The organism is Pseudomonas sp. TH41, assembly GCF_016650695.1.
Classification (GTDB): domain Bacteria; phylum Pseudomonadota; class Gammaproteobacteria; order Pseudomonadales; family Pseudomonadaceae; genus Aquipseudomonas.
This window is the reverse complement of the sequence record NZ_JAEKFH010000004.1, coordinates 97,979-122,888: the sequence shown is the minus strand read 5'-3', so window position 1 is coordinate 122,888 and position 24,910 is coordinate 97,979. Positions and strand designations below refer to the sequence as shown.

General features: G+C 59.9%; 18 protein-coding genes. 4 read left to right on the top strand and 14 right to left on the bottom strand.

What is annotated here, in order from left to right; genetic code table 11:
• Positions 1–7 precede the first annotated feature (7 nt).
• The 7 genes from JFU37_RS17340 to glgA form a co-directional block, all read right to left on the bottom strand.
• Complete coding sequence (locus JFU37_RS17340) at positions 8–766, bottom strand: PIG-L deacetylase family protein (RefSeq protein WP_201116717.1); 759 nt, start codon at positions 764–766, stop codon at positions 8–10.
• Positions 767–985: 219 nt separating this feature from the next.
• The gene (gene glgX / locus JFU37_RS17335; RefSeq protein WP_201116716.1) at positions 986–3,145 is read right to left on the bottom strand and encodes a glycogen debranching protein GlgX; all 2,160 of its coding nucleotides are present in this window, start codon (positions 3,143–3,145) and stop codon (positions 986–988) included.
• Between the two features lie 309 nt (positions 3,146–3,454).
• The gene (locus JFU37_RS17330; RefSeq protein WP_201116714.1) at positions 3,455–3,781 is read right to left on the bottom strand and encodes a DUF2934 domain-containing protein; all 327 of its coding nucleotides are present in this window, start codon (positions 3,779–3,781) and stop codon (positions 3,455–3,457) included.
• A 21-nt stretch (positions 3,782–3,802) separates the two neighbouring features.
• Positions 3,803–6,577: a malto-oligosyltrehalose synthase gene (locus tag JFU37_RS17325; RefSeq protein ID WP_201116711.1), complete on the bottom strand. Its 2,775-nt coding sequence runs from the start codon at positions 6,575–6,577 to the stop codon at positions 3,803–3,805.
• On the bottom strand, positions 6,574–8,652 hold the full coding sequence (gene malQ, locus JFU37_RS17320) for a 4-alpha-glucanotransferase (protein ID WP_201116709.1): 2,079 nt from the start codon (positions 8,650–8,652) through the stop codon (positions 6,574–6,576). The genes JFU37_RS17325 and malQ overlap by 4 nt, the downstream gene beginning before the upstream one ends.
• Entirely contained in the window at positions 8,649–10,445 is a 1,797-nt protein-coding gene (gene treZ / locus JFU37_RS17315; RefSeq protein WP_201116707.1) for a malto-oligosyltrehalose trehalohydrolase, read from the bottom strand. Before treZ ends, malQ begins: the two co-directional genes overlap by 4 nt.
• A 16-nt stretch (positions 10,446–10,461) precedes the next feature.
• Positions 10,462–12,048, bottom strand: coding sequence for a glycogen synthase GlgA (gene glgA, locus JFU37_RS17310; protein ID WP_201116705.1), 1,587 nt, complete (start codon positions 12,046–12,048; stop codon positions 10,462–10,464).
• 558 nt (positions 12,049–12,606) lie between these two features.
• On the opposite strand from glgA, the gene JFU37_RS17305 reads away from it, so the two are divergent.
• Entirely contained in the window at positions 12,607–13,419 is an 813-nt protein-coding gene (locus tag JFU37_RS17305) for a crotonase/enoyl-CoA hydratase family protein (protein ID WP_201116704.1), read from the top strand.
• Between the two features lie 7 nt (positions 13,420–13,426).
• On the top strand, positions 13,427–14,257 hold the full coding sequence (nudC, locus tag JFU37_RS17300; protein WP_201116703.1) for an NAD(+) diphosphatase: 831 nt from the start codon (positions 13,427–13,429) through the stop codon (positions 14,255–14,257).
• On the opposite strand, the gene JFU37_RS17295 is transcribed toward nudC, so the two are convergent.
• The 3 genes from JFU37_RS17295 to JFU37_RS17285 all read right to left on the bottom strand — a co-directional run bounded on the left by JFU37_RS17295 (position 14,225) and on the right by JFU37_RS17285 (position 17,355).
• Positions 14,225–15,004, bottom strand: a complete 780-nt coding sequence (locus JFU37_RS17295; protein ID WP_201116702.1) for a TSUP family transporter — start codon at positions 15,002–15,004, stop codon at positions 14,225–14,227. The two genes, nudC and JFU37_RS17295, sit on opposite strands and share 33 nt — an antisense overlap.
• A 1,255-nt stretch (positions 15,005–16,259) precedes the next feature.
• Positions 16,260–16,736, bottom strand: coding sequence for a nuclear transport factor 2 family protein (locus JFU37_RS17290; protein ID WP_201116696.1), 477 nt, complete (start codon positions 16,734–16,736; stop codon positions 16,260–16,262).
• A 52-nt stretch (positions 16,737–16,788) separates the two neighbouring features.
• The gene (locus tag JFU37_RS17285) at positions 16,789–17,355 is read right to left on the bottom strand and encodes a TetR/AcrR family transcriptional regulator (protein ID WP_201116694.1); all 567 of its coding nucleotides are present in this window, start codon (positions 17,353–17,355) and stop codon (positions 16,789–16,791) included.
• Between the two features lie 190 nt (positions 17,356–17,545).
• Here JFU37_RS17285 and pssA point away from each other — a divergent pair, with 190 nt between their 5' ends.
• Positions 17,546–18,889 carry a CDP-diacylglycerol--serine O-phosphatidyltransferase gene (gene pssA / locus JFU37_RS17280; RefSeq protein ID WP_201116692.1) on the top strand — a complete coding sequence of 448 codons (1,344 nt, stop codon included), beginning with the start codon at positions 17,546–17,548 and terminating at the stop codon, positions 18,887–18,889.
• 142 nt (positions 18,890–19,031) lie between these two features.
• Here pssA and efeO (JFU37_RS17275) read toward each other — a convergent pair whose 3' ends face one another.
• From efeO (JFU37_RS17275) to efeU, 4 genes are all read right to left on the bottom strand, one after another.
• Complete coding sequence (gene efeO, locus JFU37_RS17275) at positions 19,032–19,856, bottom strand: iron uptake system protein EfeO (protein WP_201116680.1); 825 nt, start codon at positions 19,854–19,856, stop codon at positions 19,032–19,034.
• 24 nt (positions 19,857–19,880) lie between these two features.
• Positions 19,881–21,179, bottom strand: coding sequence for an iron uptake transporter deferrochelatase/peroxidase subunit (efeB, locus tag JFU37_RS17270; protein WP_201116676.1), 1,299 nt, complete (start codon positions 21,177–21,179; stop codon positions 19,881–19,883).
• A gap of 19 nt (positions 21,180–21,198) precedes the next feature.
• A complete protein-coding gene (gene efeO / locus JFU37_RS17265) occupies positions 21,199–22,398 on the bottom strand; it encodes an iron uptake system protein EfeO (RefSeq protein WP_201116674.1) in 1,200 nt (399 codons plus the stop codon).
• A 154-nt stretch (positions 22,399–22,552) separates the two neighbouring features.
• On the bottom strand, positions 22,553–23,389 hold the full coding sequence (gene efeU / locus JFU37_RS17260) for an iron uptake transporter permease EfeU (RefSeq protein ID WP_201116671.1): 837 nt from the start codon (positions 23,387–23,389) through the stop codon (positions 22,553–22,555).
• A gap of 295 nt (positions 23,390–23,684) precedes the next feature.
• On the opposite strand from efeU, the gene JFU37_RS17255 reads away from it, so the two are divergent.
• A complete protein-coding gene (locus tag JFU37_RS17255) occupies positions 23,685–24,701 on the top strand; it encodes an AraC family transcriptional regulator (RefSeq protein WP_201116669.1) in 1,017 nt (338 codons plus the stop codon).
• Positions 24,702–24,910 lie beyond the last annotated feature (209 nt).

Here is a 24,910-nt window from a genome sequence, read left to right as displayed (position 1 = left end):
GATCTTTTCAGACAAACACAATTTCATAAGGCAACCGCATGCGCTCCAGCAACACCGGCGGCAGCAGCGGCGCGAGTCCGATGGCCGGCTCGCCGTCCAGCTGACTGGCATAGGCGTGGGTGGCGTGGCTTTTGCGCGCGACGGTCCAGGTGTCGAGACGCACCTTGCGGGCACGGTGCCAAGGGATCAGCCCTCGATCGCGAGTCGGCCAGTGCCAGGCCCACACGGGCACTTCGTTGAACGTCGCGCCGACCAGTGCTGCGGCCTTGGCGCTGGCGCGACCGACGACGCCGTGGTCGATATTACCGTCCTCGCACCAGGTGCTGAACACTGCATCGCCGGGGCGCAAATAGCGGGCGATGAATTGACTCAACTGAACCTCACGCTCAGCCAGGGCGTTATCAGTGAAACCACCGCGAATCCACTTCAGGCTGTGCATCGGCAAGCCGAGCCGACGCAAGGCTTCGACGCTTTCCTGTGGGCGGAACACACTCAAGCGTTTTTCCGACCATTGCTGCGACCCCGGATGACTGGCACTGCCATCGGTAATCGAGATCAATTGCAGGGGGTGGCCCAGGGCGCTCAATAATTGCAGCAGACCGCCGCACGTCACGACTTCATCGCCAGGATGAGGGGCAATCACCACGGCGCGTGCGCCGGCGGGAACCAGGGTCTGTGTGCTGATGACGGGGATGTTGTCCAGTTGCGGGGCGCTGTTCCAGATCTGTGCTGGCAGGCTGTTTTCACTGATGGAAACCGGCTTCATGGGGTTACGTCCTTGTTTTCGTTTGATAGCAGTGCGCAGCACTCCGAACCCTGGATTGCCGCGAGCTGAGTATTGCTCATGTATCGCGATTCGTCGCCTCAATGTCCCTTCTGGTCCGTTTTTTATCCGGCCTCCACCAGCGCCCGCAGGCAGCGGCCTAACGCCTGTGTGTCGGCGTCGTCCGCTGGCGGGTGCTGGAGAAACCCCTGAAGGTCGATTTCACTCTTCGTCCTCATGCTGCAATTCGAACAGCAGCAGCGAACGGCCGGTGACGGAGTATTCGTGACCGAACTCAAAGCGTTCCTGGCCGCGAATCGACGGTTGATTGGTGTCGATCATGCAGGTCCAGAAACCGCCATCGGGCACTTCCGGAAGCAGGAAATTGACAATGTCGTGGTGGGCGTTGACCACCAACAGCAGGGTGGCGTCCGCGCCTTTGCGGCGGATGCCGGTTTCCTGGGCGCGGCCATCGAGCAACATGCCGAGGCAGCGGCCATGGCCTTCCTCCCACTGTTCGGTCGACATCTCGCTGCCATCCGGGGCGAGCCAGGTGACGTCCTTGACGCCGATGTCCTCGTTGTAATTGCCCACCAGGAACCGTCCGCGTCGCAGGATCGGGTAGGTCAGGCGCAGCTTGATCAGGCGTTTGACGAACTTGAGCAGGGCCTTGCCGTCTTCGCTCAGGTCCCAATTGACCCAACCGATCTCGCTGTCCTGGCAATAGGCGTTGTTGTTGCCTTCCTGGGTGCGGGCGAACTCGTCACCGGCCACCAGCATCGGCGTGCCCTGGGACAGCAGCAACGTGGCGAAGAAGTTGCGCATCTGCCGTAGACGCAGTTCATTGATCTCGGGGTCGTCAGTCGGGCCTTCGACGCCGTGGTTCCAGGACAGGTTATTGTTGCTGCCGTCCTGATTGTTTTCGTCGTTCGCCTCGTTGTGCTTGTCGTTGTACGACACCAGGTCGTTAAGGGTAAAACCATCGTGGGCGGTAACGAAGTTCACTGAGACATACGGCCGCCGCCCCCGCTGATTGAACATCTCCCCGGACGCGGTCATGCGGCTGGCGAAGTCGGCGAGCTGGCCGTCGTCACCTTTCCAGAACGCCCGCACGGTGTCGCGGAATTTGTCGTTCCACTCGACCCAGCCCGGCGGAAAGTTACCGACCTGATACCCGCCGGGGCCACAATCCCAAGCCTCGGCAATCATCTTCACTTGACGCAACACCGGGTCCTGGCGACAGGCGACGAGGAAGCTATGACGCTCGTCGAAGCCGTCGTGGTAGCGACCGAGAATGGTCGCCAGGTCGAAACGGAAACCATCCACGTGCATCTCCGAGGCCCAGTAGCGCAGGGAGTCGGTGACCATTTGCAGGACGCACGGATGGCTCAGGTCCAGCGTGTTGCCGGTACCGGAGTCGTTGATGTAGAAGCGCTTGTCGTCGGGCATCAAGCGGTAATAAGAGGCGTTGTCGATGCCGCGCATCGACAGCGTCGGGCCTTGTTCGTTGCCCTCGGCGGTGTGGTTGTAGACCACGTCGAGAATCACTTCGAGATTGGCTTCGTGCAGGTGCGCGACCATCTCCTTGAACTCGGCGATCTTGCCGCTGGCCAGGTAACGCGGGTCGGGGGCGAAGAACGCGATGCTGTTGTAGCCCCAGTAATTGGTCATGCCTTTGTGCAGCAGATGCTGATCATTGACGAAGGCGTGGATCGGCAGCAACTCCACGGTCGACACGCCGAGCTTGCGAATGTGTTCCAGCACATCATCGACCATCAACCCGGCGAAGGTGCCACGCACGTTCTCGGGGACGGAAGGATGACGCATGCTGATGCCGCGCACGTGAGTCTCATAAATGATCGTCTTGTCCCACGGCACGCTGACCCGATGGTCATGGCCCCAGGTGTGCGCCGGGTCGATTACTTTACATTTGGGGACGAAGGGTGCGCTGTCCCGCTCATCGAAACTGAGGTCAGCGTCGGGGTGGCCGATGGTGTAGCCGAACAGCGCTTCGGACCACTTCAACTTGCCGACCAATTGTTTGGCGTAGGGATCGATCAGCAGCTTATTGGGGTTGAAGCGATGACCATTGGCCGGGTCGTACGGGCCGTAGACGCGGTAGCCGTAGATCAGTCCGGGATGAGCGTCGGGCAGGTAGCCGTGATAAATCTCGTCGGTGTATTCCGGCAGCTCGATGCGTTCCAGCTCAACCTCGCCGGCATCATCGAAGATGCACAGCTCGACCTTGGTGGCATTGGCGGAAAACAAGGCGAAGTTGACCCCCAGGCCATCCCATGTCGCGCCCAGCGGGAAGGGCAAGCCTTCACGGATTCGCGAGGCCTCGGCGAGAGGTTCTGGCGCGGCTTTCTTTGGACTGGTCATAGGTGCTCCTGCAAGTGTGGGATCGGGTGCATTTGTTCCTGTACGTACGCAATCCCTGTGGGACCGAGCCTTTGTGGTGAGGGGATTTATCCCCGTTGGGGTCGCGAAGCGGCCCCAGCACTTTAAAGTCCAACCGCATTAATGAGTTGACGTCTGCTTCGCAGCCGAACGGGGATAAATCCCCTCACCACAAAGGCTCGCTCCCACAGGGTAAAGCGGTGTTTGATTCATCGCTCTTTTTTAGGGCGAACGAGCCCTCGGTGGCGAGAGAGCTCGCCACGAAGCCAATCAGGGCAACCAGGTGAAGCGTCAGACAGCGGGCGGTTTGCGCGCGGCTCGAGGCTTTTTCTCGGTGGCTTTTTCGCCCGGAGGAATCACCTTGGCAGCCGCAGCGGGTTTGGCTTTTACGGCTTTCGGTTCACCCGCCTTGCCATTGGCGACTTTGCTGGCAGGCGATTTGGTGTTGGCGGTTTTGCTGCCGGTGGCCTTTGGCGATTTACTGGGTGCCAGCGCTTCAGCTTCGGCCAGCTTGCGCGCCATCTCCCAGTGACGGGCTTCCTGGCCCTCGGGTTTTCCTTCGGACTCCCAGATTTGATAGGCAAATTCGCGAACGCGTTTATCGTCGGTGGTACTCATCGCAATGCTCCTGAACTGAACTCAAGTGTGACTAGTTTGGATAAAGAGATTGACCGGGAAGTCCCCCAGCGCGGCGCTGATCATCAGCTCCCTGTGTTTTGTGACTGCGACGCTTGAAAAAAGTCCCTTCAGATTTTCATCAGGGGCGGCGAAAGGCAACTTGACCCTCGTATCGCCCCACAGCGGCGCGCCAACGTGTGGCCCGGCACCGTTTTCCAGCAGGTCGGCGCAGCGTATCGGTACGATCACAATGGCCCGTTCACCCGCCTGTTCGCGCACGAAACCAAGCACCCGATGCGCCTCGCTGCCGACAATGTCCAGGGCCTGATAAGTCCCTCGACGAAACAGCTCGGCATGCTCGGCGCGCAGGTTCAAGGTCTGCGCAATCAAGGTTTGCTTGATCCGCCCGTCACGCCAGTTCGCCAACAGATCGGGCAGGTCGAGCGGCACCTGCATTGACTGCTGACGGCTGGTGTAATCCACCGGCCGGCGGTTGTCCGGGTCTACCAGGGTGAAGTCCCAGAAGTCATTCCCCTGATAGAGATCCGGCACCCCCGGCACGGTCATTCGCAGCAAGGTTTGCGCCAATCCATTGAGTGCTCCGGGGGCAGCGATTGTCTGCGCGGCCTGACCCAGCGCCGAGCGCAATGCCAGGCCTTCCGGGCTCAACAACAGCCGCTTGAGAAAGGCTTCGGTCGCTTGCTCATAAGTATCGTTCGCGGCGCTCCAGCTGCTTTGCAATTTGGCTTCGCGCAGGGCTTTTTGCTGCCACTGCCAGAGGCGTTTGGCATAGTCCTCAAGGGCCGGCTGATCGTCGCTGCGCAGTGTCAGTGGCCAGCTGCCGAGGATGGCTTGATAGAGGATCAACTCGTCGCCAGCCGACGGTGCGCTGTCGTCGGTGCGCAGTGGCATGGCGAGCGTGCGCCAGTGGTCGACCTGCTCGGCATACTCGTCGCTGCGTTCGCTCAATACCGCCAATCGCGCGCGGGTGTCTTCGCCGCGTTTGTGATCGTGGGTGGCCGTGGCCAGTAAATTGTCCGGGAATTCCTTGAGGCGATTGAGGCAGGCCGCATGGAAGTCGGCCACTGGCGCGCTGAACTGTTCGGTGTTGAACCCGACGTCATTGCGTGACAGCAACACCGCCGAGCGATAGAACGCAGTGTCTTCGACAGCCTTGGCGGCGGCCGGTGAAGTCAACTGCTGAAACCGCACGCAAGCATGTTTGAGCAGTTTGCGCTGGCGACCTGCCGGGCGCTTGCGCCAAGGCTCGCCACCCAGCCAGCCGGCCAGGCAATCGAGCACCGGCCAGTCGGCTTCGCCGAGGGTTTGCCGTGCACCGTCCATCGCCTGCTGGAAAAACACATCGTCTTCGGCAGAGCGGCCTCGGGGGCTGATGTAGGTGCGGTACACCGGGAAATGCACGATCAGTTCTTGCAAGGCTCGACGGATTGCGCCGAGGGTCAGGTCGCGAGTCATCAGGTCGTCCCGGGCCACTTGCAACAGGGCTTGGGCGACACTTTCGAAATCCCCGGCGAGTGAGCCGTTGAGAATCTGTTGGCGAGCCAGTTGGGCTTCCTGACGAAAATCGGCGGGCCGTTCGCTGTAGCGGCTCCAGAGTTCACCCAGCACCTGAACGCCTTCGGGTGCATGTTGCAGCAGCGACAACTGGTTCATGAATTCGTAACCGGTGGTGCCATCCACCGACCAGTCGCGGTGCAGGGTTTCGCCTTCGCCCAGGATTTTTTCGACGTAGATCGGCAGGTGCCGATCCGGCGACAGGCTATCGACCCGACGCCGCAGTTTGCGGCAGTAACCCCGAGGGTCAGCGAGGCCGTCGATGTGGTCGATACGCAAGCCGTCCACCATGCCCTCAGCCACCAGCTCGAAGATCTTCGCGTGGGTCGCTTCGAACACTGCCGGGCGTTCGACTCGCAATCCCCCGAGTTCGTTGATATCGAAAAAGCGCCGCCAATTGATGTCATCCGCTGCCGTGCGCCAACTGGCGAGGCGATAGCTCTGGCGCTCAAGCAGGCTGTGCAGGCGTTGAAAACCTTCCGGGGTGAGTGAGTCGTAGGCGTTCAGGTTCTGTTCAATGGCCGAAAGCATGGCGGGATCACGCGCCAGTGCCTGCAATTCCTCCTGCAAGGGAATGGCCAGGCTGTGCGCGTCGGTCTGGTAACTCAACGTGCTGAAGCGGTCCGCGAGAGACTTGAGCTGTTCGTCATCCGACTTGAGCAGTTCGCCGTAACTCATCGGGCAAATCGGGAAGTGGTGATCGTAGTGCTCGACATGAAACGCACCGTGCTGCGCATCGAAGCGCAAGGGCAGGGTGCCGTCCTGCAAGGCCACGCCATAATCGCTGCCAAGAAACGGCAGCAGCAACTGGCCTTCCATCAAAGGATCAGGCGAGTGCCACTGGATATCGAAGAATTCGCCGTAAGGGCTCAGGCGCCCCCATTCCAGCAAGTCCAGCCACCAGGGATTATCACTACCGCCGACGGCCATGTGGTTGGAAACGATGTCGAGGATCAACCCCATCCTGTGTTCACGCAATGCGGCAACCAGCCGACGCAACGCCGCTTCGCCGCCCAGTTCCGGGTTGACCGTGGTTGGGTCCACCACATCGTAGCCGTGCGGGGAGCCGGCACGGGCGGCGAGCAATGGCGAGGCGTAAACGTGACTGATGCCCAGGCTGGCGAAGTAGGGCACCAGCGGCACCGCCTGGTCCAGTGTGAAGCCTTTATGAAACTGCAGCCGCAGGGTGGCCCGCAGCGGCTGGACCCAGGGTTGATTCATTGGTCACGCTCGGCCGCCTGTAGTCGCGCGCAGGCGAGCAGTTCGAGACGTCGAGCCGCGTCGACATTATCGAGCAGCGCTTCGCTGTCGCCGGGCAGGCGGCGGGACCAGTTGGGGTGGGTGTCGATGGTCCCTGGAAGGTTGGCTTGCTGTTCGATGCCCAAGGCATCTTCCATGGGCAACAGCACCAGCGGTGCTCGTGTATGCCCAAGGAAGCGCGTCGCAGCGTCGAGCACCTGATCGGTTTCGTGAGACTCTTCACGGAAGTTTTGCGGGTCTTGGCTCAACACTCGACGCAAGCCTTCGCGTTCCCGTTCACGATGATGGCGCCAGTCGATTTCGCCGTTGGCATCGGTCAGGCCGAGGCGGGCATTCCAGTCGATATCGCGGCCGTGCCACCAGCCATTGAGGGTCGGCAAGTCATGGGTGCTGGTGGTCGCGAGGGCGTTGTCCGGCCAGTCGAGAATCGGCTTGAAGCGTGCGTTGTCCTGTTCGAACAGCAACACGCGCATGCCGAGGATCGAGCGGGCGATAAGTTTATCCCGCAGACCGTCCGGCACGGTGCCGAGGTCTTCGCCGAGCACAATCGCCTGATGTCGATGGGACTCAAGCGCCAGCAGCCGCAGCAGGTCGTCCACTGGATAATAGAGGTAGGCGCCGTCGGCGGGCGGCGAGCCATTAGGGATCACCCACAGCCGTTGCAGGCCCATGACGTGATCGATCCGCAGGCCGCCGGCGTGGGCGAAGTTGGCACGGAGCATTTCGATGAACGCACGGAAGCCATTGCGTACCAGACCTTCGGGAGAGAACGCGGAAATCCCCCAGCCTTGACCGGTGCGATTGAGAATGTCCGGTGGCGCGCCGACGGTCAGGGAGGCGAGCAGTTCGTCCTGCCGGCTCCAGGCCTGACTGCCACCGCCGTCGGCACCGACCGCCAGATCGGCAATCAGCCCGATGTTCATGCCACTGCTGCGGGCGGCGGCTTGGGCGCGCTCCAGGCAGCGTGTGATCAGCCATTGGCAGAAGGCGAAAAAGCCGATGCGTCCGGCGTTCTCTTCGGCAAATTCGGCCAGCGCAGTACTGCGCGGGTTTTGCCATGGTTCGGGCCATTCCCGCCAGTCGAGGTTTTCACCTTTGGCGGCGCGGGCCTCTTGAATGGCTTCGAAGCGGCAGTGATTTTCCAGGGCTTCGCCACCGGCATGGCGGAAGCTGCTGAAGTCGGCGTGCAGTGGGTGTTCACCCTGGACGAACCCTTCGTACAGGGCTTGCAACAGACGATGCTTGGCCTCGGCGGCGGATGGCCAATCGATCAGCGGCAAGTCTTCCAGATGCTTCAACTCTTCGGCCAGGCCGGTCGCATCAATCGCCGCGCGCAACGCTCGCTCGCCCAGGATCGCCCCCGGCGCCGCGTAAAGGCTGTTGAGAAATAATCGGCTGGAGGGCGAATACGGGCTGTAACGCTGGGTGTCGCTGCTGAACATCGCATGCAGCGGGCTGATCGCCAACGCATCGGCGCCGCGTTCACCGGCCACTCGGGCCAGGTCTTCGAGTGCCTGGGTATCGCCGAAACCGCCATCACCCGGCCGACGCAGCGAGTACAGCTGCACACTCAACCCCCAGGCGCGGGGGATCGGGTTGTCGACGGCGTCGCCTACGCTGTAGCAGCGCGCCGGTGCAACCGCCAGGGTGAAGGTTTGCCCGTCGATGCTGGCCTGCTGATAACCGACCGGAATCAGACCGGGAAGTATCGCATTGGCATCCAGTTTCAGGTTGAGCCGCGAGCCATCTTCGAGGTGGATTTCGCAAGGTGTTTCGGGCTCAAAGTAATGGGCCAGTTTCAGGCCGACGCCGGCGTCAGCAGTGATCAGCGGCGGCAGGTGGTGAGTCTGTTGCACCTGCTGCAATTCCAGCAGGCTGGTGTCGATTTCCTGAGCGCTGCCGGCCGGGTGGCCGAGACCGTTGAGGACGGTGCGCAGCACCGAAGGAGCGACTTTTTGCGGACGACCGTTGGCGTCGATCCAGTCGACTGCCAGGCCTGCTCGGCTGGCCAGTATTTCCAATTGCGCATCACTCATGGGCGCTCTCCATCCGGGGGTAGCAAAGGGGCTGCGGCCGTGAGGCTGACAAGCGCGCAATACGGGGCAAGTGTGCCCCGGTCCAACAGGCCGGCTGACGTTGGAGGGTGTTCGAACAACACCTTGGCGTCGGCCTGTGGGGTGTGGACCACGGGCGTGTTGCCGAGGTTCAGATCAATGCGCAGCTGACTGCCATCACCCAGTAGCCAGCGCGCCGACACGGCGCCCTCGGCCAAAACATCGGCACCCAGGGCTTGGGCCCCGGGCAGCCGTGGAACGATGTACTGATGGCGGATCTGTAACAGGTCGCGATACAAGTCGTGCATGGCCGATTGTCGGGTTGAGGTCAGCGTCGGTCGGGAAGCCTCAAAAGTCTGGGGCGCGTTCGGGTCGGGGATCTGTTCACGTTTGTGCGGATCAGTAAACGCGCTGAACGCTGCAAACTCGTTACGCCGTCCTTTGCGTACCAACTCCGCCAGTTCACCCTGGTGGCTGGTAAAGAACAGGAACGGTTGTTCGGCGGCGAACTCGTCGCCCATGAACATCAGGGGAATCATCGGCGACAACAGCAACAGCGCCGTGGCTGCCTGCAGCGCCTGAGGGTTGGCCAGTTGATGCAGTCGTTCACCAAAGGCGCGATTGCCGATCTGATCGTGGTTTTGCAAAAACAGCACAAACGCACTCGGTGGTAAATGCCCGCTGGGCTCTCCGCGGGGTGTGCCGTGGCGGGTAACGTGTCCTTGGAAAACAAAGCCTTCGCTCAGGCAACGCGCCAATTGTGCGGTAGGGTTTTCGGCAAAGTCGGCGTAATAGGCATCGGTTTCACCGGTCAGCAGCACATGCAAGGCGTTATGGCCATCGTCGTTCCACTGGGCGTCAAATCCTTCCTCAAGCAGGCTGGCCTGATTGTGCTCGTTTTCGACGGTCAGCCACACGTGCCGCGCGGGATCTATTTGCTGTCGTACCCGTTGCGCCAATTCCTGAAGAAAGTCCGGGTCTTCGATGGCGTGCACCGCGTCCAGGCGCAAGCCGTCAAAGCGGTATTCGAGCAACCACATCAAGGCGTTTTCAATGAAGAATTCCCGCACCTCGCGACGCCGGAAGTCAATGGCCGCCCCCCACGGGGTGTGTTTGTCTTCACGGAAGAAGCTTTTAGCGTAGCGATGCAGGTAATTGCCGTCCGGGCCGAAGTGGTTGTAAACCACGTCGAGTACCACCGCCAGGCCATGGCCGTGGGCGGTATCGATCAGGTGTTTGAGTTGCTCGGGGGAACCGTAGGACGCTTGGGGCGCGAAGGGCAGAACCCCGTCGTAGCCCCAATTGCGCTCGCCAGGGAATTGCGCCAAAGGCATCAGTTCAATCGCGGTGACGCCCAACTCGACGAGGCGCGCCAGGTGCTGCTCGACTTCACTGAAGCCGCCGAGCGCACCGACGTGCAGTTCGTAAATCACCGCCTGATGCCAAGGGCGCCCCGTCCAGGTGTTGTGTTGCCAACGGTAGGCGAGGGGATCGACCACCACGCTTTGCCGGTGTATATCACCGGCCTGCGCGCGGGAGGCCGGATCGGGCACCTCAATTTCACCGTCGATGTTGTAGCGGTAACGCGTGCCGGCGGGGCAGCGGGTCTGAATCACGAACCAGCCATCGTCCTGAGGCAGTAGCGGCAAGGATTGTCCATCTTCCAGTTCGACACTGACGTAAAACGCATCGGGCGCCCACAACGCAAAACGCGTGTGCTCTGCGTCCAGCATGATTGCGCCGTGGGGCCAGGTCTCAAGGGTCCGTAACGGCATCTTTGAAAACCTCTTCCTATTTATGGCCCGATTTCCCCAACGCCTTGGCGACAAGCTGTTCATAGAGTTCGGCGTACGGTTCGACGGCTTTGCACCAGTTGAAAGGCGCCGCCATGGCACGGCAGCGCATGGCATTGAGCAGTCCGGGGAAGGCGAACACTTTGAACGCGCGGTTCAGCGCTTCCTGATAGCTCTCCACCGTGGACTCATCGAAGAGGAATCCGGTAACACCGTCTTCAATGGTGTCGGCCAACCCGCCAGTGTTGCGTGCTACCGGCAACGAACCGAAACGCTGGGCGTACATCTGGCTCAAGCCGCAAGGCTCGTAACGCGAAGGCATCAGCAAGAAGTCGCTGCCGGCGAACATGCGGCGGGCATCGGTTTCGTTGAAGCCGATGCGCACACCGATCTGGCCAGGGAAACGCAGGGCCAGTTCACGCATGGCTTGTTCTTCTTCGGGCTCGCCCCGACCGATAATCGCGATCTGGCCGCCCGACTTGACGATGTATTCGGAGACGGCTTCGGTGAGGTCCAGCCCTTTCTGATACACCAGGCGCGAGACCACGGCGAACAGCGGACCTTCGGAATCGTCCAGGCCGAACAGTTTGCGGACATGCGCCGCGTTGACCGCTTTGCCGTCCCAATCGCCGATGGTAAAGGGGCACAACAGGTGCGGATCGGTGGCGGCGTCCCAGCTTGCATCAATGCCGTTAGGAATACCGCTGAGCAAACCTTGCTGGGTTTTGGCGGCGAGAAAACCGTCGAGACCGCAGCCGAAGTCCGGGGTCGTGATTTCCTGGGCGTAAGTGGCACTGACCGTGGTGATGTGGCTCGAATAGGCCATGCCGGCCTTGAGGAACGACATCTTGCCGTAAAACTCCATGCCTTCCTGTTGCAGTGCATGCAGGGGAATGCCCAACTCGGGGCACGAGCCCAGGCTGGTCACGCCTTGATAGGCGAGGTTATGAATGGTGAACAGCGTCGGGGTGCGCTGCCCACGCCAGTGCATGTAAGCGGGCGCCAGACCGGCTGGCCAGTCATGGGCGTGCACCAGGTCCGGGCACCAGTGAATTTGTGCAAGGTTGGCGGCGATATCGGCAGCCGCCAGCCCCAGGCGGGCGAAACGGATATGGTTATCCGGCCAGTCGCGGCCGTTGTTGGCGCCGTAAGGCGAACCTTCGCGCTCGTAGAGTTCGGGGCAGATCAACACGTAAATGACCAGACCATCAGGCATGTCCATGCGCCCGATCTTGCAGGGCGGCAATGCGGCATGACCGCCCAGCTCGCCAATAATATGAATCGGATTTTCGCTGTGCAGCACCTGCGGGTAGCCCGGGATCAGCACACGTACATCGTGCAATTGGGCCATGGCCCGGGGCAGTGCAGCAGAGACGTCACCCAAACCACCGGTCTTCACCAGGTCGGCGATTTCCGAGGTCACAAACAACACTTTCTTTCTATTGGGATTCTGACTGACAAGTGGTGCCAGCGTCTTGGTGCCGGGGACGATGACCGATTGGGCCGTTGGTGCACTCACGGCGTTCGATTCGCCGACCTGTTGATGTGCACGTTCTCCCTGAATATCTAAAGCCGCACTGATCATATGAATCTCCCGTGTTGTTGATCTAATTCTTAGGTCTGGCACAAACGGTGTTTCGTGACCAAATCCTGTGGTCGGGCGCAAACGCGCTACGCATGGGTAAGCAAACGCTGCCCATGCGTTGAAGCAGAATGGCTGGAGAGATCGTTGCAAGGATTGCACCAGTCGCAACGCACCTTCCTTTCAGAGGACCGATCACAAACGGCAAAAGTTTCGATTATTTTTACACTTTGTGACCGATCGGTTTTGCCCCGCGGAAATGAGTCTAGGCCAGAACTTAGAGCGGTAAAGGCCAGATGGCAAAATTGTTCGACAATCGGTTCAAAGAGGTACGGGCGTACCGGATCGGAGCGCCAACGCTCCGACGAAAGGCACGTTTTTTTGCGACTACGCCCCAAAAAGTAACCTGGCAGTCACATCAATGTGCGAGGCGTTGCAGAACTGACGCTCCATTGTGGTGCGCTGGTGCGTCCTGCTTTTGGCCGAACCACTGCCTTACTGCCAACCGGGGCGCCTTGTTATAGTTCCTGCCTCATTTTTGCCCGGTAAAGGATCACTACCATGTCTCAGTACAGCGCATTCACCGTCGAACTGGCGGACAAAATCGCCCACGTGCAGATCAATCGCCCGGAAAAGATCAATTCGATGAATGCCGCGTTCTGGAGCGAGATCATCGAGATCTTCCAGTGGGTCGATGACACCGACGAAGTGCGGGTGGTAGTGCTCAGTGGGGCCGGTAAGCATTTTTCCTCAGGCATCGACCTGATGATGCTCGCCGGCGTGGCCAATGAACTGGGCAAGGATGTCGGGCGTAACGCGCGTCTGCTGCGCCGCAAGATTCTCGCTTTGCAAGCGTCGTTCAATGCCGTCGACAACTGCCGCAAACCGGTGCTGGCAGCGATTCAGGGTTATTGCCTGGGCGGCGCCATCGACCTGATTGCCGCCTGCGACATGCGCTATGCCGCCGAGGACGCGCAGTTCTCGATCAAGGAAATCGACATCGGGATGGCGGCGGACGTCGGCACCTTGCAACGCTTGCCGCGGATCATCGGTGACGGCATGCTGCGTGAACTGGCTTACACTGGTCGCACGTTCGGTGCCGAAGAAGCGCGTGGCATGGGCCTGGTCAATCGTGTCTACAGCGACACGGCCAGCCTGCTCGACGGGGTCATGGGCATTGCCCGTGAAATCGCCAGCAAGTCACCGATTGCCGTCACCGGCACGAAAGAGATGATCAGCTACATGCGCGATCATCGCATCGACGACGGCCTTGAATATGTCGCCACCTGGAACGCCGCCATGCTTCAATCCACCGATCTGCGCGTGGCCATGGCCGCCCATATGAGCAAACAGAAACCCGAATTTCTGGATTGATTGAAAAATGACTTCACGCTGGACCACCGCAGTACTGGATACCGATCAACCGGGCGGCTGGGCGGTAGCGCGCAGCCCTGAAGGCTTTCTGTTCGATGACAATGGCGCACTGTTTCCGCGCGAATGGCTCAAGCGTCAGGACCTGGCGATCCTCGCCGAACACGGTATCGGCCATCTGGATGGCGAACCGGTCTATTTGCTGGAACTGCGCAGTCACAGCGAAGTGCCGGGCTGCAACTGGAAAGGCCTGCGAGCCTTTATGCTGGACGGCGACCACACGGTCTACAAGGTGCTGGGTTATGCCGCGCAAATCGGCACCTGGGCCCGTGAGCACCGCTTTTGCGGCAATTGCGGGCAGGCGACGAACCAGGTGATCCGGGAGCGTGCGATGTATTGCGAACCCTGCGATATACGCTATTACCCACGGATTTCGCCGAGCATGATCGTGTTGGTCACCCGCGGCGATGAAGTCCTGCTGGCGCGCTCACCGCGCTTCGTCAGCGGTGTCTACAGCACGCTGGCCGGGTTTGCCGAGCCGGGCGAGTCCGCCGAAGACTGCCTGATTCGCGAGGTGCGCGAGGAAGTGCAGATTGAGGTCAAGAACATCCAGTACCTCGGTAGCCAGTGCTGGCCATTCCCGCATTCGATGATGCTGGGCTTTCACGCCGAGTACGCCGGTGGCGAGATTGTCTGTCAGGAAGACGAGATTGAAGACGCCCAGTGGTTCAACGTTCACCAGCTGCCGCCGTTGCCGGCGTCCCGCTCGATTGCCCGTTACCTGATCGACGTCTACGTGGCCCGGCGTTTAGGCCATGCTGAACCAGTGTTGCCAGGCTAACCGCACGGTCAGTCCCAGCACGACGGTGATGAACACCGGCCGGATGAATTTCGCACCGCCACTGATGGCGGTGCGCGCGCCGAAGAAGGCGCCGACCATCACCGACAGGCCCATGCTGAGGCCGATGATCCAGTCCACTTGCCCGGAAAATATGAACACCGACAGCGCCGCAATGTTGCTGACGAAGTTCATGCTGCGCGCCACGCCGCTGGCCTTCACCAAGTCGATGGGGTACATCAGCATGCTGCTGACCGTCCAGAACGCGCCAGTACCGGGGCCGGCCACGCCGTCGTAGAAACCGAGGCTGAAGCCTTGGGTCGATTGCCACTTTTTCTTGATTGGCGCGTCGCTGTCCAGCGGCGCTTTCGGCGTGCCGCCAAACAACAAATACAGGCCGCAGGCGAAGACAATGAGCGGGAGCATTTTGTTCAGCCATTCTGCAGGCAGGTAATGCGCAACCACGGCACCGGTCAACGCCCCGACCAGGGTGCCGACAATCGCGTGCACCCACTGCTTGGGATGGAATAGCTTGCGGCGGTAGAAGGTGAAACTGGCGGTGGCCGAGCCGAACGTCGAGCTCAATTTGTTGGTGCCCAGCACCAGATGCGGCGGGAGACCGGCGGTCAACAGCGCCGGCGTTGTCAACAGACCGCCGCCACCGGCAATGGCGTCGATAAATCCGGCGATGAAAGCGACAAAGGCCAGAATGGCCAGGGTGGTGAGGTCAACACTGAGTTCGAAAGGCATGGAATCGGCTTATTCGGCGGGGTGCAGGAAAGGACTGCGGGGAAGGGGCGACATCTTACCTATATCCAACTTTTGCGGCGACCGGTCTGACACCTTCGCGAGGTTCTACTGTTGCTGCGGCAACAGTGCTTCAGCAAATCGTCCCGAAAGCTGACAGTAATGACGCCTGATGAAACGCGGTCCCTGTAGGAGCTGCCGCAGGCTGCGATCTTTTGATCTTGTTTTTAAAAAGCAAAGTCAAAAGATCGCAGCCTGCGGCAGCTCCTACAGGGGGATAGTGTTTACAGGCCTGGGTCAGACAGGCCCGGCAGTGGCCTGAACACCACAAAACCATTGTGGGAGCGAGCCTGCTCGCGAAAGCAGTGCATCAGCCAACGATGATGTTGAAGGTTAAACCGTCTTCGCGCGCAGGCTCGCTCCCACATGTGGAATAGGCGTCGGTGCACTAGCTTGCGGCCAGGGCGCAAATCAAACAAACCCTCGCAAACGCCTGATGAAACGCGGTCCCTGTAGGAGCTGCCGCAGGCTGCGATCTTTTGATCTTGTTTTTAAAAAGCAAAGTCAAAAGATCGCAGCCTGCGGCAGCTCCTACAGGGGGATAGTGTTTACAGGCCTGGGTCAGACAGGCCCAGCAGTGGCCTGAACACCACAAAACCATTGTGGGAGCGAGCCTGCTCGCGAAAGCAGTGCATCAGCCAACGATGATGTTGAAGGTTAAACCGTCTTCGCGAGCAGGCTCGCTCCCACATGTGGAATAGGCGTTGGTGCACTAGCTTGCGGCCAGGGCGCAAATCAAACAAACCCTCGCAAACGCCTGATGAAACGCGGTCCCTGTAGGAGCTGCCGCAGGCTGCGATCTTTTGATCTTGTTTTTAAAAAGCAAAGTCAAAAGATCGCAGCCTGCGGCAGCTCCTACAGGGGGGATAGTGTTTACAGGCCTGGATCAGACAGGCCCAGCGGTGGCCTGAACACCACAAAACCATTGTGGGAGCGAGCCTGCTCGCGAAAGCAGTGCATCAGCCAACGATGATGTTGAAGGTTAAACCGTCTTCGCGCGCAGGCTCGCTCCCACATGTGGAATAGGCGTTGGTGCACTAGCTTGCGGCCAGGGCGCAAATCAAACAAACCCTCGCAAACGCCTGATGAAACGCGGTCCCTGTAGGAGCTGCCGCAGGCTGCGATCTTTTGATCTTGTTTTTAAAAAGCAAAGTCAAAAGATCGCAGCCTGCGGCAGCTCCTACAGGGGGGATAGTGTTTATAGGCCTAGATCAGACAGGCCCGGATGATCATCCGGTCGGCGTCCCAGCGACCAACGGAATTTGCGCTCGCTTTCCTTGATGGGCAGGTCATTGATGGAGGCAAACCGGTTGGCCATCAATCCGTCTTCATTGAACTCCCAGTTCTCGTTGCCGTAGGAACGGAACCAGTTGCCGGAGTCGTCGTGCCATTCATAGGCGTAACGCACGGCGATGCGATTGCCGGTGAAGGCCCAGAGTTCCTTGATCAGTCGGTAGTCCAGTTCCTTGGCCCATTTGCGGGTCAGAAAGCCTTTGGCTTCTTCACGGTTGTTGGCGAACTCGGCGCGGTTACGCCATTTTGTGTCCAGGGTGTAGGCCAGGGATACGCGCTGCGGGTCTCGGGAGTTCCAGCCATCTTCGGCCAGACGAACTTTTTCGATCGCCGACTCACGGGTGAAGGGCGGCAATGGCGGACGAACTTCAGCGTTAGACATATAAGTCTCCCTATCAACGTACAGTTCAAAAACATTGTCGGGCTTGATGGAGTTATGGCAGGTCCAATAACTTTCGCGCCATGCATTGCGCATTATCGGCCGCACTGTGATCCCCCATGACAAGCGCCACGGTAATGGCGCCATCGATCAGGATCAGCAGCTGTTTTGCCAGCGTCTCCGGGTCTGTAGCGCCATGTTCGGTACAGAGCTCGCGCACGTAGTCGAGCAGCTTCTGTTTGTGGTCCTTGGCGACCAGGCGAACAGGGTCTTGCGAGTCGCCGGTTTCGCCGCTGGTGTTAATGAACGCGCAACCGCGGAAGCCTTCGGAGGCGAACCAGGCCTTGAGCACGGTAAACAGGTTGAGCAACCGCTCGACCGGGGTCTCGGCCCGGTTGACTTCACTTCGATACCACTGCATCCAGCGCAGGTCGCGGCGTTGCAGGGCCGCGACGGTGAGCGCTTCCTTGTTGGCGAAGTAGCGGTAGATGCTCTTTCTGGAGACGCCGGCGGTTTTCACCAGAAGATCCATGCCGGTGGCGGCGATGCCACTTTTGTAGATCAACTTTTCGGTGACGTCCAGAATGATGTCGCGTGTGTCGTTGCTGGTTATTTCGTTCATGTGGCGAACAGTAGAACGATCGTTCTTCATAATCAAGTAGATTTTAAAGATCAAAAGATCGCAGCCTTCGGCAGCTCCTACAGGAGATCAGCGTAGGAGCTGCCGAAGGCTGCGATCTTTCGCCACAAGACCCAAGGCAATCCATGGTGTAAGCTCTCGGGTTCTTCGGATTCGACCCATTGCGAGCCCTATGCCGTCGCTTTTCAAACGCTCTTTGCTGCCCAAACTGCGCAGTTTTCCGCTGAACGCGGATGCCGTCACCATCCTCTCTGGTGCTGCCGAGTTCCGTCGCTGCCTGCTGGAAAAAATCGCCAGCGCCACTCAGCGCATCTATATCGTCGCGCTGTACCTGCAACAGGATGAGGCCGGCCAGGAAATTCTCGACGCCTTGCACGCCGCCAAACTGGCGCGTCCGGAACTGGACGTCGTGGTGGTGGTTGACTGGCTGCGCGCCCAACGTGGTTTGATCGGTGCCGGCAAGCAGCCGGGCAACTCGGCCTGGTATCAGGAAACCACCCGCACCCACGAGAGTGTGGTGCCGGTGTACGGCGTGCCCGTGCAGACTCGCGAGTTGTTCGGTGTGCTGCATTTGAAAGGTTTCGTGATCGATGACTGCGTGATCTACAGCGGTGCAAGTCTGAACAACGTGTACCTGCACAAATTCGACAAGTACCGCTACGACCGTTATCACCTGCTGCAGAACAGCGCGCTGGCCGATTCGATGCAGCACCTGATTCAGCATGGGCTGATGACCTCAAAAGCCGTGCATCGTCTCGATTTACCGAACTTGCCGACCACCCGCAGCCTGCGCAACGACATCGGCGATCTGCGCAGTCGGCTCAAGCACGCGGCCTACGACACCACGCAAGGCAGCACGATAAAGGGCGAACTGTCCGTCAGTCCGTTGCTGGGGGTGGGCAAGAATAACCCGTTGAGCCGGGTGATCTGCGAGCTGATCGCCAGCGCCCAACATCATCTGATCATCTGCACGCCGTACTTCAACTTGCCGCTGGCCGTCACCCGGGAAATCAACCGTGCGCTGGCGCGGGGCGTGAAGATCGACATCATTGTCGGCGACAAGACGGCCAACGACTTTTACATCCCGCCGAGCGAACCGTTCAAGGTGATCGCGGCGCTGCCCTATCTCTACGAGATCAGCCTGCGACGCTTTGCCAAACGGCATCAACACAGCATCGACAGCGCCAAGCTGAACTTGCACCTGTGGCGAGATGGCGATAACACTTACCACCTCAAAGGCATGTGGGTCGACCAGCGCTATACCTTGCTGACCGGCAACAACCTCAATCCACGAGCGTTTCGCCTTGACCTTGAAAACGCGTTGCTGATCGATGACCCGAAAGGTGAATTGCTCGAGCCGCGTACCAAGGAACTGGCGGAGATCTTCCAGAACACCACGCGCATCGAGCGTTATCAGGACCTGGAAACACTGCTGGAATACCCGGCGGCAGTGGCCAAGTTTCTCAAGCGCGTCAGTCGGGTGCGGATCGAGCGGTTGCTCTATCGGATGTTGTGAGGACTAACGGCGGGGTAGATGTATCGCCTTATAAAATGCCTTCGCGAGCAAGCCCGCTCCCACATTGGATCTGTGATCAACACAAAACTAATGTGGGAGCGGGCTTGCTCGCGAAGGGGGCACCTCAAACGCTACAAAAACCTCAATTCAAACCCAATTTCCCACGCAGCGTCGACAGGTCTTCAGCCAAGGTATTCACCGGCCCGACCAGCGCTTTACGGTCGTTCTCTTTCACCTTGTCATACGTCTCGAAACCGCCATCCTTGGTCTTGTACTTGGCCAGAGTTTTGTCGACGGAAGCGAAATTCTTGTCGACCTTGGCAATGAACGCAGCGTCCTGCTTCTCGATCTGCGGACGGAACAGGTCAACGATTTTCTTCGCGCCGTCGATGTTGCCCTGGAAGTCATAGAGGTCGGTGTGGCTGTAGCGATCTTCCTCACCGGAGATCTTGGTCGCTGCCACTTCTTCCAGTAGCGCAGCAGCGCCACCGACGACTTTCTCAGGCGGGAAGGTCAGGCCGGCTACGCGCGATTGCAGGTCTTTCACGTCCTTGTTCAGGCCGTCGGCCAGTTCGCCCAGGCCTTGGGTGCTTTTTTCCGTGAACAGCGAATATTCGATGCGGTGAAAACCGGTGAAGTCTTCGGCTTTCACGCCTTTCTCATGGTCGTTGACACGGGAGTCGATGGACGCATCCAGGTCACTGAACAGTTCGGCAATCGGCTCGATCGACTCATAGTAAACGCGGGTCGGTGCGTAAAGCTTTTGTGCGGTGGCCAGGTCACCTTTTTTCACGGCGTCGGTGAACTGTTGGGTATGGCTGGCCAGTTCGCCCAGTTGTTCGGTGACGTAGATCTTGTAGTCCGAGACCGGCCCCACCAGATCCAGTGGCGCCGTCGCTGCGAAAGCTGAAAACGGGGTGTTGAGCAAGCCAAGGGTCAGCAATAAAGCGAGTGGCGACTTTTTCATGGGACGGTTCCGTGTGGGGGTTGTTTAGGCGTTTGTTGTGGGTTGTGTGGCATCAAGCAGCGTGCGACCGATGAAGTCCTTGTCGCCCGTAACACCCGGCAGGGTGAAGAAGTACCCGCCGCCAACCGGCTTGAGGTATTCCTCGAGCGGTTCGCCGTTGAGGCGGGTTTGTACGGTGATGAAGCCTTTGTGCAGATCGGACTGGTAGCAAATGAACAACAATCCCATGTCCAACTGGCCATTCTTGTTCACCCCGTTGGAGTAGTTGAACGGTCGGCGCAGGATCAGGTTGGCCTGGGTCGCGGCGGTGCGCGGGTTGGCCAGACGGATGTGCGCATCGAGTTTGGTCAGCTTGCCTTCCGGGTCCTTGGTGTAGTCCGGGACCTCGGTTTCATGCGCGCAGCCCATCGGTGCGCCGGTGCTTTTGACCCGGCCGAGGATGCTTTCCTGTTCCTGCAACGGCGTACGGTCCCAGCGCTCGACGAAGTTGCGGATGATTCGCACCGCTTGGTAGCTGCCGTTAGCTGCCCACGCCGGTTCATCACTGCCAGGCTGGACCCAGACGATGCTGTCCATGGCTTTGGTATCGTTGGAATTGGGGTTGGCCGAGCCATCGCGAAAACCCAGGAAGTTACGCGCGCTCTGCGCCGGCACACCCGGTTTCACCGGCGCCTGCGGCGGCACGCTGCCTTCCTGTTTCCAGCGCACCAACAGCAAATCCGGCAGGTTTTTCAGGATGTCGCGCAGCGCGTGAATGTTGGTGTCGGTGGTGTTGGAGCAGAACTGCACGCTGAGGTCGCCATGGCAGCAATCGGCATCCAGCGCATCGTTGGGGAAGCCGACCATGCGGATCAGCCGCTTCGGTTTGGCATCGGCCAGGCCGAATCGCTCGTCGAACAGCGACTCGCCCACCGACACGGTGATGGTCAGGTTGTCCGGCGTCACCACCGGGCCCAGAATCCCCGAATCCACTGGCGGCAGCTTCGGGTCGACCTGAGTCACCGGGCCGCCCTTCATCAAAAACGCGATGCGTTCGTTGAGGGTGCGGAACAGGCGCTCCAGGTCCTCGCGGTCGCTGGCCAATACATCGAATGACACCACCATGCCAGACGCCGGGCGTGGCGTAATGATGCCGGTCTGGTGTTGGCCATGGAACGCGTGGCGGTCTTCAGTCTTTTCGCTGCTCGGTGCTTCAGTCACTTGCGCCGGGCTGGCGGCCATGGCCGGGCAGCTCAATGCCGAACCGGCGAGGGCCACGCCGGCCGCGCCCATGCCCATCAATACCCGGCGACGCTGAAGGTTGAATTGCTCTGAGTCGTTCATCTGATAAGTCGTCTTCTGCTTATAGGCCGGACAGGCCAAGGGCGGGATCAATTCCATCGAGTGCATCGGCCAGGGCCTTGGCCTTGTCGGCGATCTGTTTGCGCTGTTCGGCACTGACCGTGTCGTAGCTCGCGTAGACGTCCTTGACCTTCAAGCCATTGAGTTCGGCGTCCAGGGCTGTGACGGCGCTGTCGATCTTCGGCAGCAGTTCGGCGGCGGTGTTGGTCAGCAACGGACGCAACAGGTCGACGACTTTATGGGTCGCTTCGAGGTTCGCGGCGAAACCGTTCAAATCGAGGTGGCTGTAGCGCTCTTCTTCGCCACTGCTGGCACGAACATCGGCGAGGCTGTTGAGGTTGCGCACCACACTGCTCACCAGTTGTTCCGGCGGCAGGGATTGGGCCAACAGTTGTTGTTTGAGCGCAGTGACATCGGCGGTCAGGCGCTGGGCAATCGGTGCCAGACCGTCGAGGTCGCGCTGTTGAAACAGCGCAAATTCGATGCGGTGGAAACCAACGAAGTCCGGGTCTTGCTCGCGCTTCTCGAAGTAGTCGGCGCGTGCGTTGATGGCGTTATCCAGTTCGGCCAGGCGCTGGGCGGCCGGGGCGATTCGTTGATAAGCGGCACGGGCTGGCACGTACAACGCTTGCGCCTGGCTGAGGTCACCGGCGTTGATCGCGTGCTCAAGCGCCGCGACGGCCTTGATCAGCGCGCTGCTTTGGCTGCTCAGGTAGACGCGAAATTCCGACAACGGTCCGACGAAAGCGACCATCGAAGGTTTTGCCTTGGCCGCGGCGTCGGACGCAGCGGTCGGCGTGACATGCAAGGTGCCGCGCGGGTTGCTCAACAAGCCGCAAGTGATTGCGTAGTCGCCGGGCAACAGGTTCGCGTTGATCACCTGGCTCAGGCCGGGGGCGATGTTTTCCCGTTCTTCGAGCACCAGCACACCGTCGAGGATTTCCCATTCGACGGCCCGATCCGAGCGGTTGACGATACGGAAACTGGCGTGGCCCGCCGGCACCGTCAGCGCATTCGGCTCGCAGCTGTGCGGGTGAATGGTGACCGTCACTTCGTCATGGTGGGTCTGGCGCTTGACCGCGGCCATTTTCGAGGCGTAGTAGAACAGGCCACCGGCAGCGATCATCACGATCACCGAACCGGCCACCGCCCAGCGCAAGGCGCGGGGAGGCGAGGCCTGAGGAGGGGCTTGATTTGGCATGGGAGCCCTTACTGGCTGTAAATAACTGCTGAAATATCGCAACCCTGTAGGAGCGAGCTCGCTCGCGAAAAACCGGAGTACATCGCGGAGTGTCAGGCTCGCAGCGTCATCGTTAACGACCATCGTCGGAACGCCGCCCGGAGCAAGCTCGCTCCTACAAGGAAACGGAAGAAGATTGTTTGGCGGGGGCCGGGGCCGGGAGAAAAAACATCACCAACGCCACCACCAGATAAATCAAATAAGCGCCAAGGGTGCTGAGGGTCGGCGCGTCCTGATAGCCGAACATGCCGGCCAGCACCGAGCCCAGCGGGCCATCCATCGGCAGTGTCGCGCTCACGTCGAAGAGCACGGTTTGCAGGTGATTCCAGATCCCGGCTTCATGCAGCGCTTGCACCGAGTTGGCGAGAATGCCGGCGGCCACTACGAGGATGAACAGCCCGGTCCAACGGAAGAACGCGCCGAGGTTCAGGCGCATGCTGCCGGTGTAGATCAGGAAGCCGGTGATGATCGCCAGGATCAGGCCGAGCAGGGCGCCGATCGGTGCCGCCGGCCCTTCACTTTGCTGGAACACCGCGAGCAAGAAGAACACCGTTTCCAGACCTTCCCGGGCCACGGCGAAAAACACCATGGCAATCAGCGCCGTGACCTGATGCCTGGAACCGGTCAGCGCGTGATCGAGGGAAACATGCAGCGAATGCTTGATCGAACGCGCCACCTTGCGCATCCAGAACACCATTGAACTGAGAATGCCGACCGCCACCAGGCCGACGACACCCTCGAACAGTTCCTGTTGTTTCTGCGGGAATTCAGCACTGACCAGTTCCAGGCCTCCGCCCACCAGCAGGGCCAGGGCAACGGCAAGGAACACGCCAATCCACACGGCGGGCATCCACTGGCCACGGCCGGTCTGCTTGAGGTAGCTGGCGATGATGCCAACGATCAACGCGGCTTCAATGCCTTCGCGCAGCATGATCAGAAAAGGAACAAGCATTCAGCACCGTGGCGTCTGTAGAGAGGATGCTAATTTGTAACATAATGACACGCATTCTCAAACGCAGATGATTGACATTAGCTGAACCTAACCTGAACAACCCTGCACATCACACCGTCCCCTCTGTAGGAGCGAGCTTGCTCGCGATGAACTCGAGGGCGGCGCATTCTTCCAGACAGCACGCGTCATCGTTCACGTCCATCGCGAGCAAGCTCGCTCCCACAGGGATCTGCGCCAGGCTGATGGCTGCGGTAAGATGCCGGCACCCAAAAAACAACAGGGCTTACCTCGCTCAATGTCAGAAAAAGACACCATCGCCGTTCAACTGGTGCGTGAAGCACTGTTGCAAAGCTGCGCCCCCGGACAGGCCACCGACGAAGTGTTGAACAAGGTCGGCATCAATCCGGCACTGTTGGACACTACCGATGGGCGAGTTCCGGCGACTGCTTATGCGCGCCTGTGGCGGTTGCTGGCCCGGCGCGGCGACGATGAATTTTTTGGCATGGACCCGCGCAAGCTCAAATCTGGCAGTCTGGAATTTCTGTGTCGCTGCTCGATGATCCAGCCGAGCCTGGCAGCGGGTTTGACCTCGGGCCTGAGCTTTCTGTCGTTGATGCTCGAACACATCCCCGCGCAACTGGTTCGTCAGCAAAGCCTGGCCGAAATCGTGTTGCTGGAGGACGAGCAGGCCCCGCGTCGTGCCTTCACCTATTTCACGTACTGGATGATCGTCCATGGCGTCGCCTGTTGGCTGGCGGGGCGGAGGATTCCGATCCTGGCCATCGAACTACGTTGCTCAGAGCCGGATTTTTGCGACGATTATCGAGTGATGTTCTCCGAGAACCTGCGTTTCGACCGGCCGCGCACGCGGATGATTTTCTCGGCCGATTGCCTGGACGTGCCGATCAAGCGCAGCGCGGAGGAACTCAAACGGTTTCTGGCGCATGCCCCGGCAAACATTTTGGTGAAGTATCGTGATCCGCAGAGCCTGGCCAGCCGGATCAAACATGATCTGCGCCAACTGCCCGCCGAACGCTGGCCGGAGACTGAGCCACTGGCGCAGCAATTGTGCATGTCGGCGTCGACGTTGCGCCGTCGGCTGGCGGAAGAGGGGCAGACGTATCAAGCGCTCAAAGACAGTGTGCGCAAGGAGTTGGCCATTGTTTGGCTGGCTGAACCGAGTATCAGCTTCGCCGAAATCGCTACCCGCCTGGGCTTTGCCGATGCCAGCTCGTTCTACAAGGCGTTTCGCAAGTGGTCCGGCTCGAATCCGGGGCATTACCGTAGTTTGATTCTCAACGAAGCTGACTGATCCGGACGCGGTGTTGATGCGTCCGGCCTCTTCGCGAGCAAGCCCGCTCCCACAGGGGAATGCATTCCCCTGTGGGAGCGGGCTTGCTCGCGAAGGCGTCTGTCCAGGCGACACATCCCTTGAATCTTGGCCAAACCAGTCAAGCAACTTGATAACTTTGACCATTGCCGTGTTCTACGCGTAGAGCGAGTATTTCCCTGTTAATTACG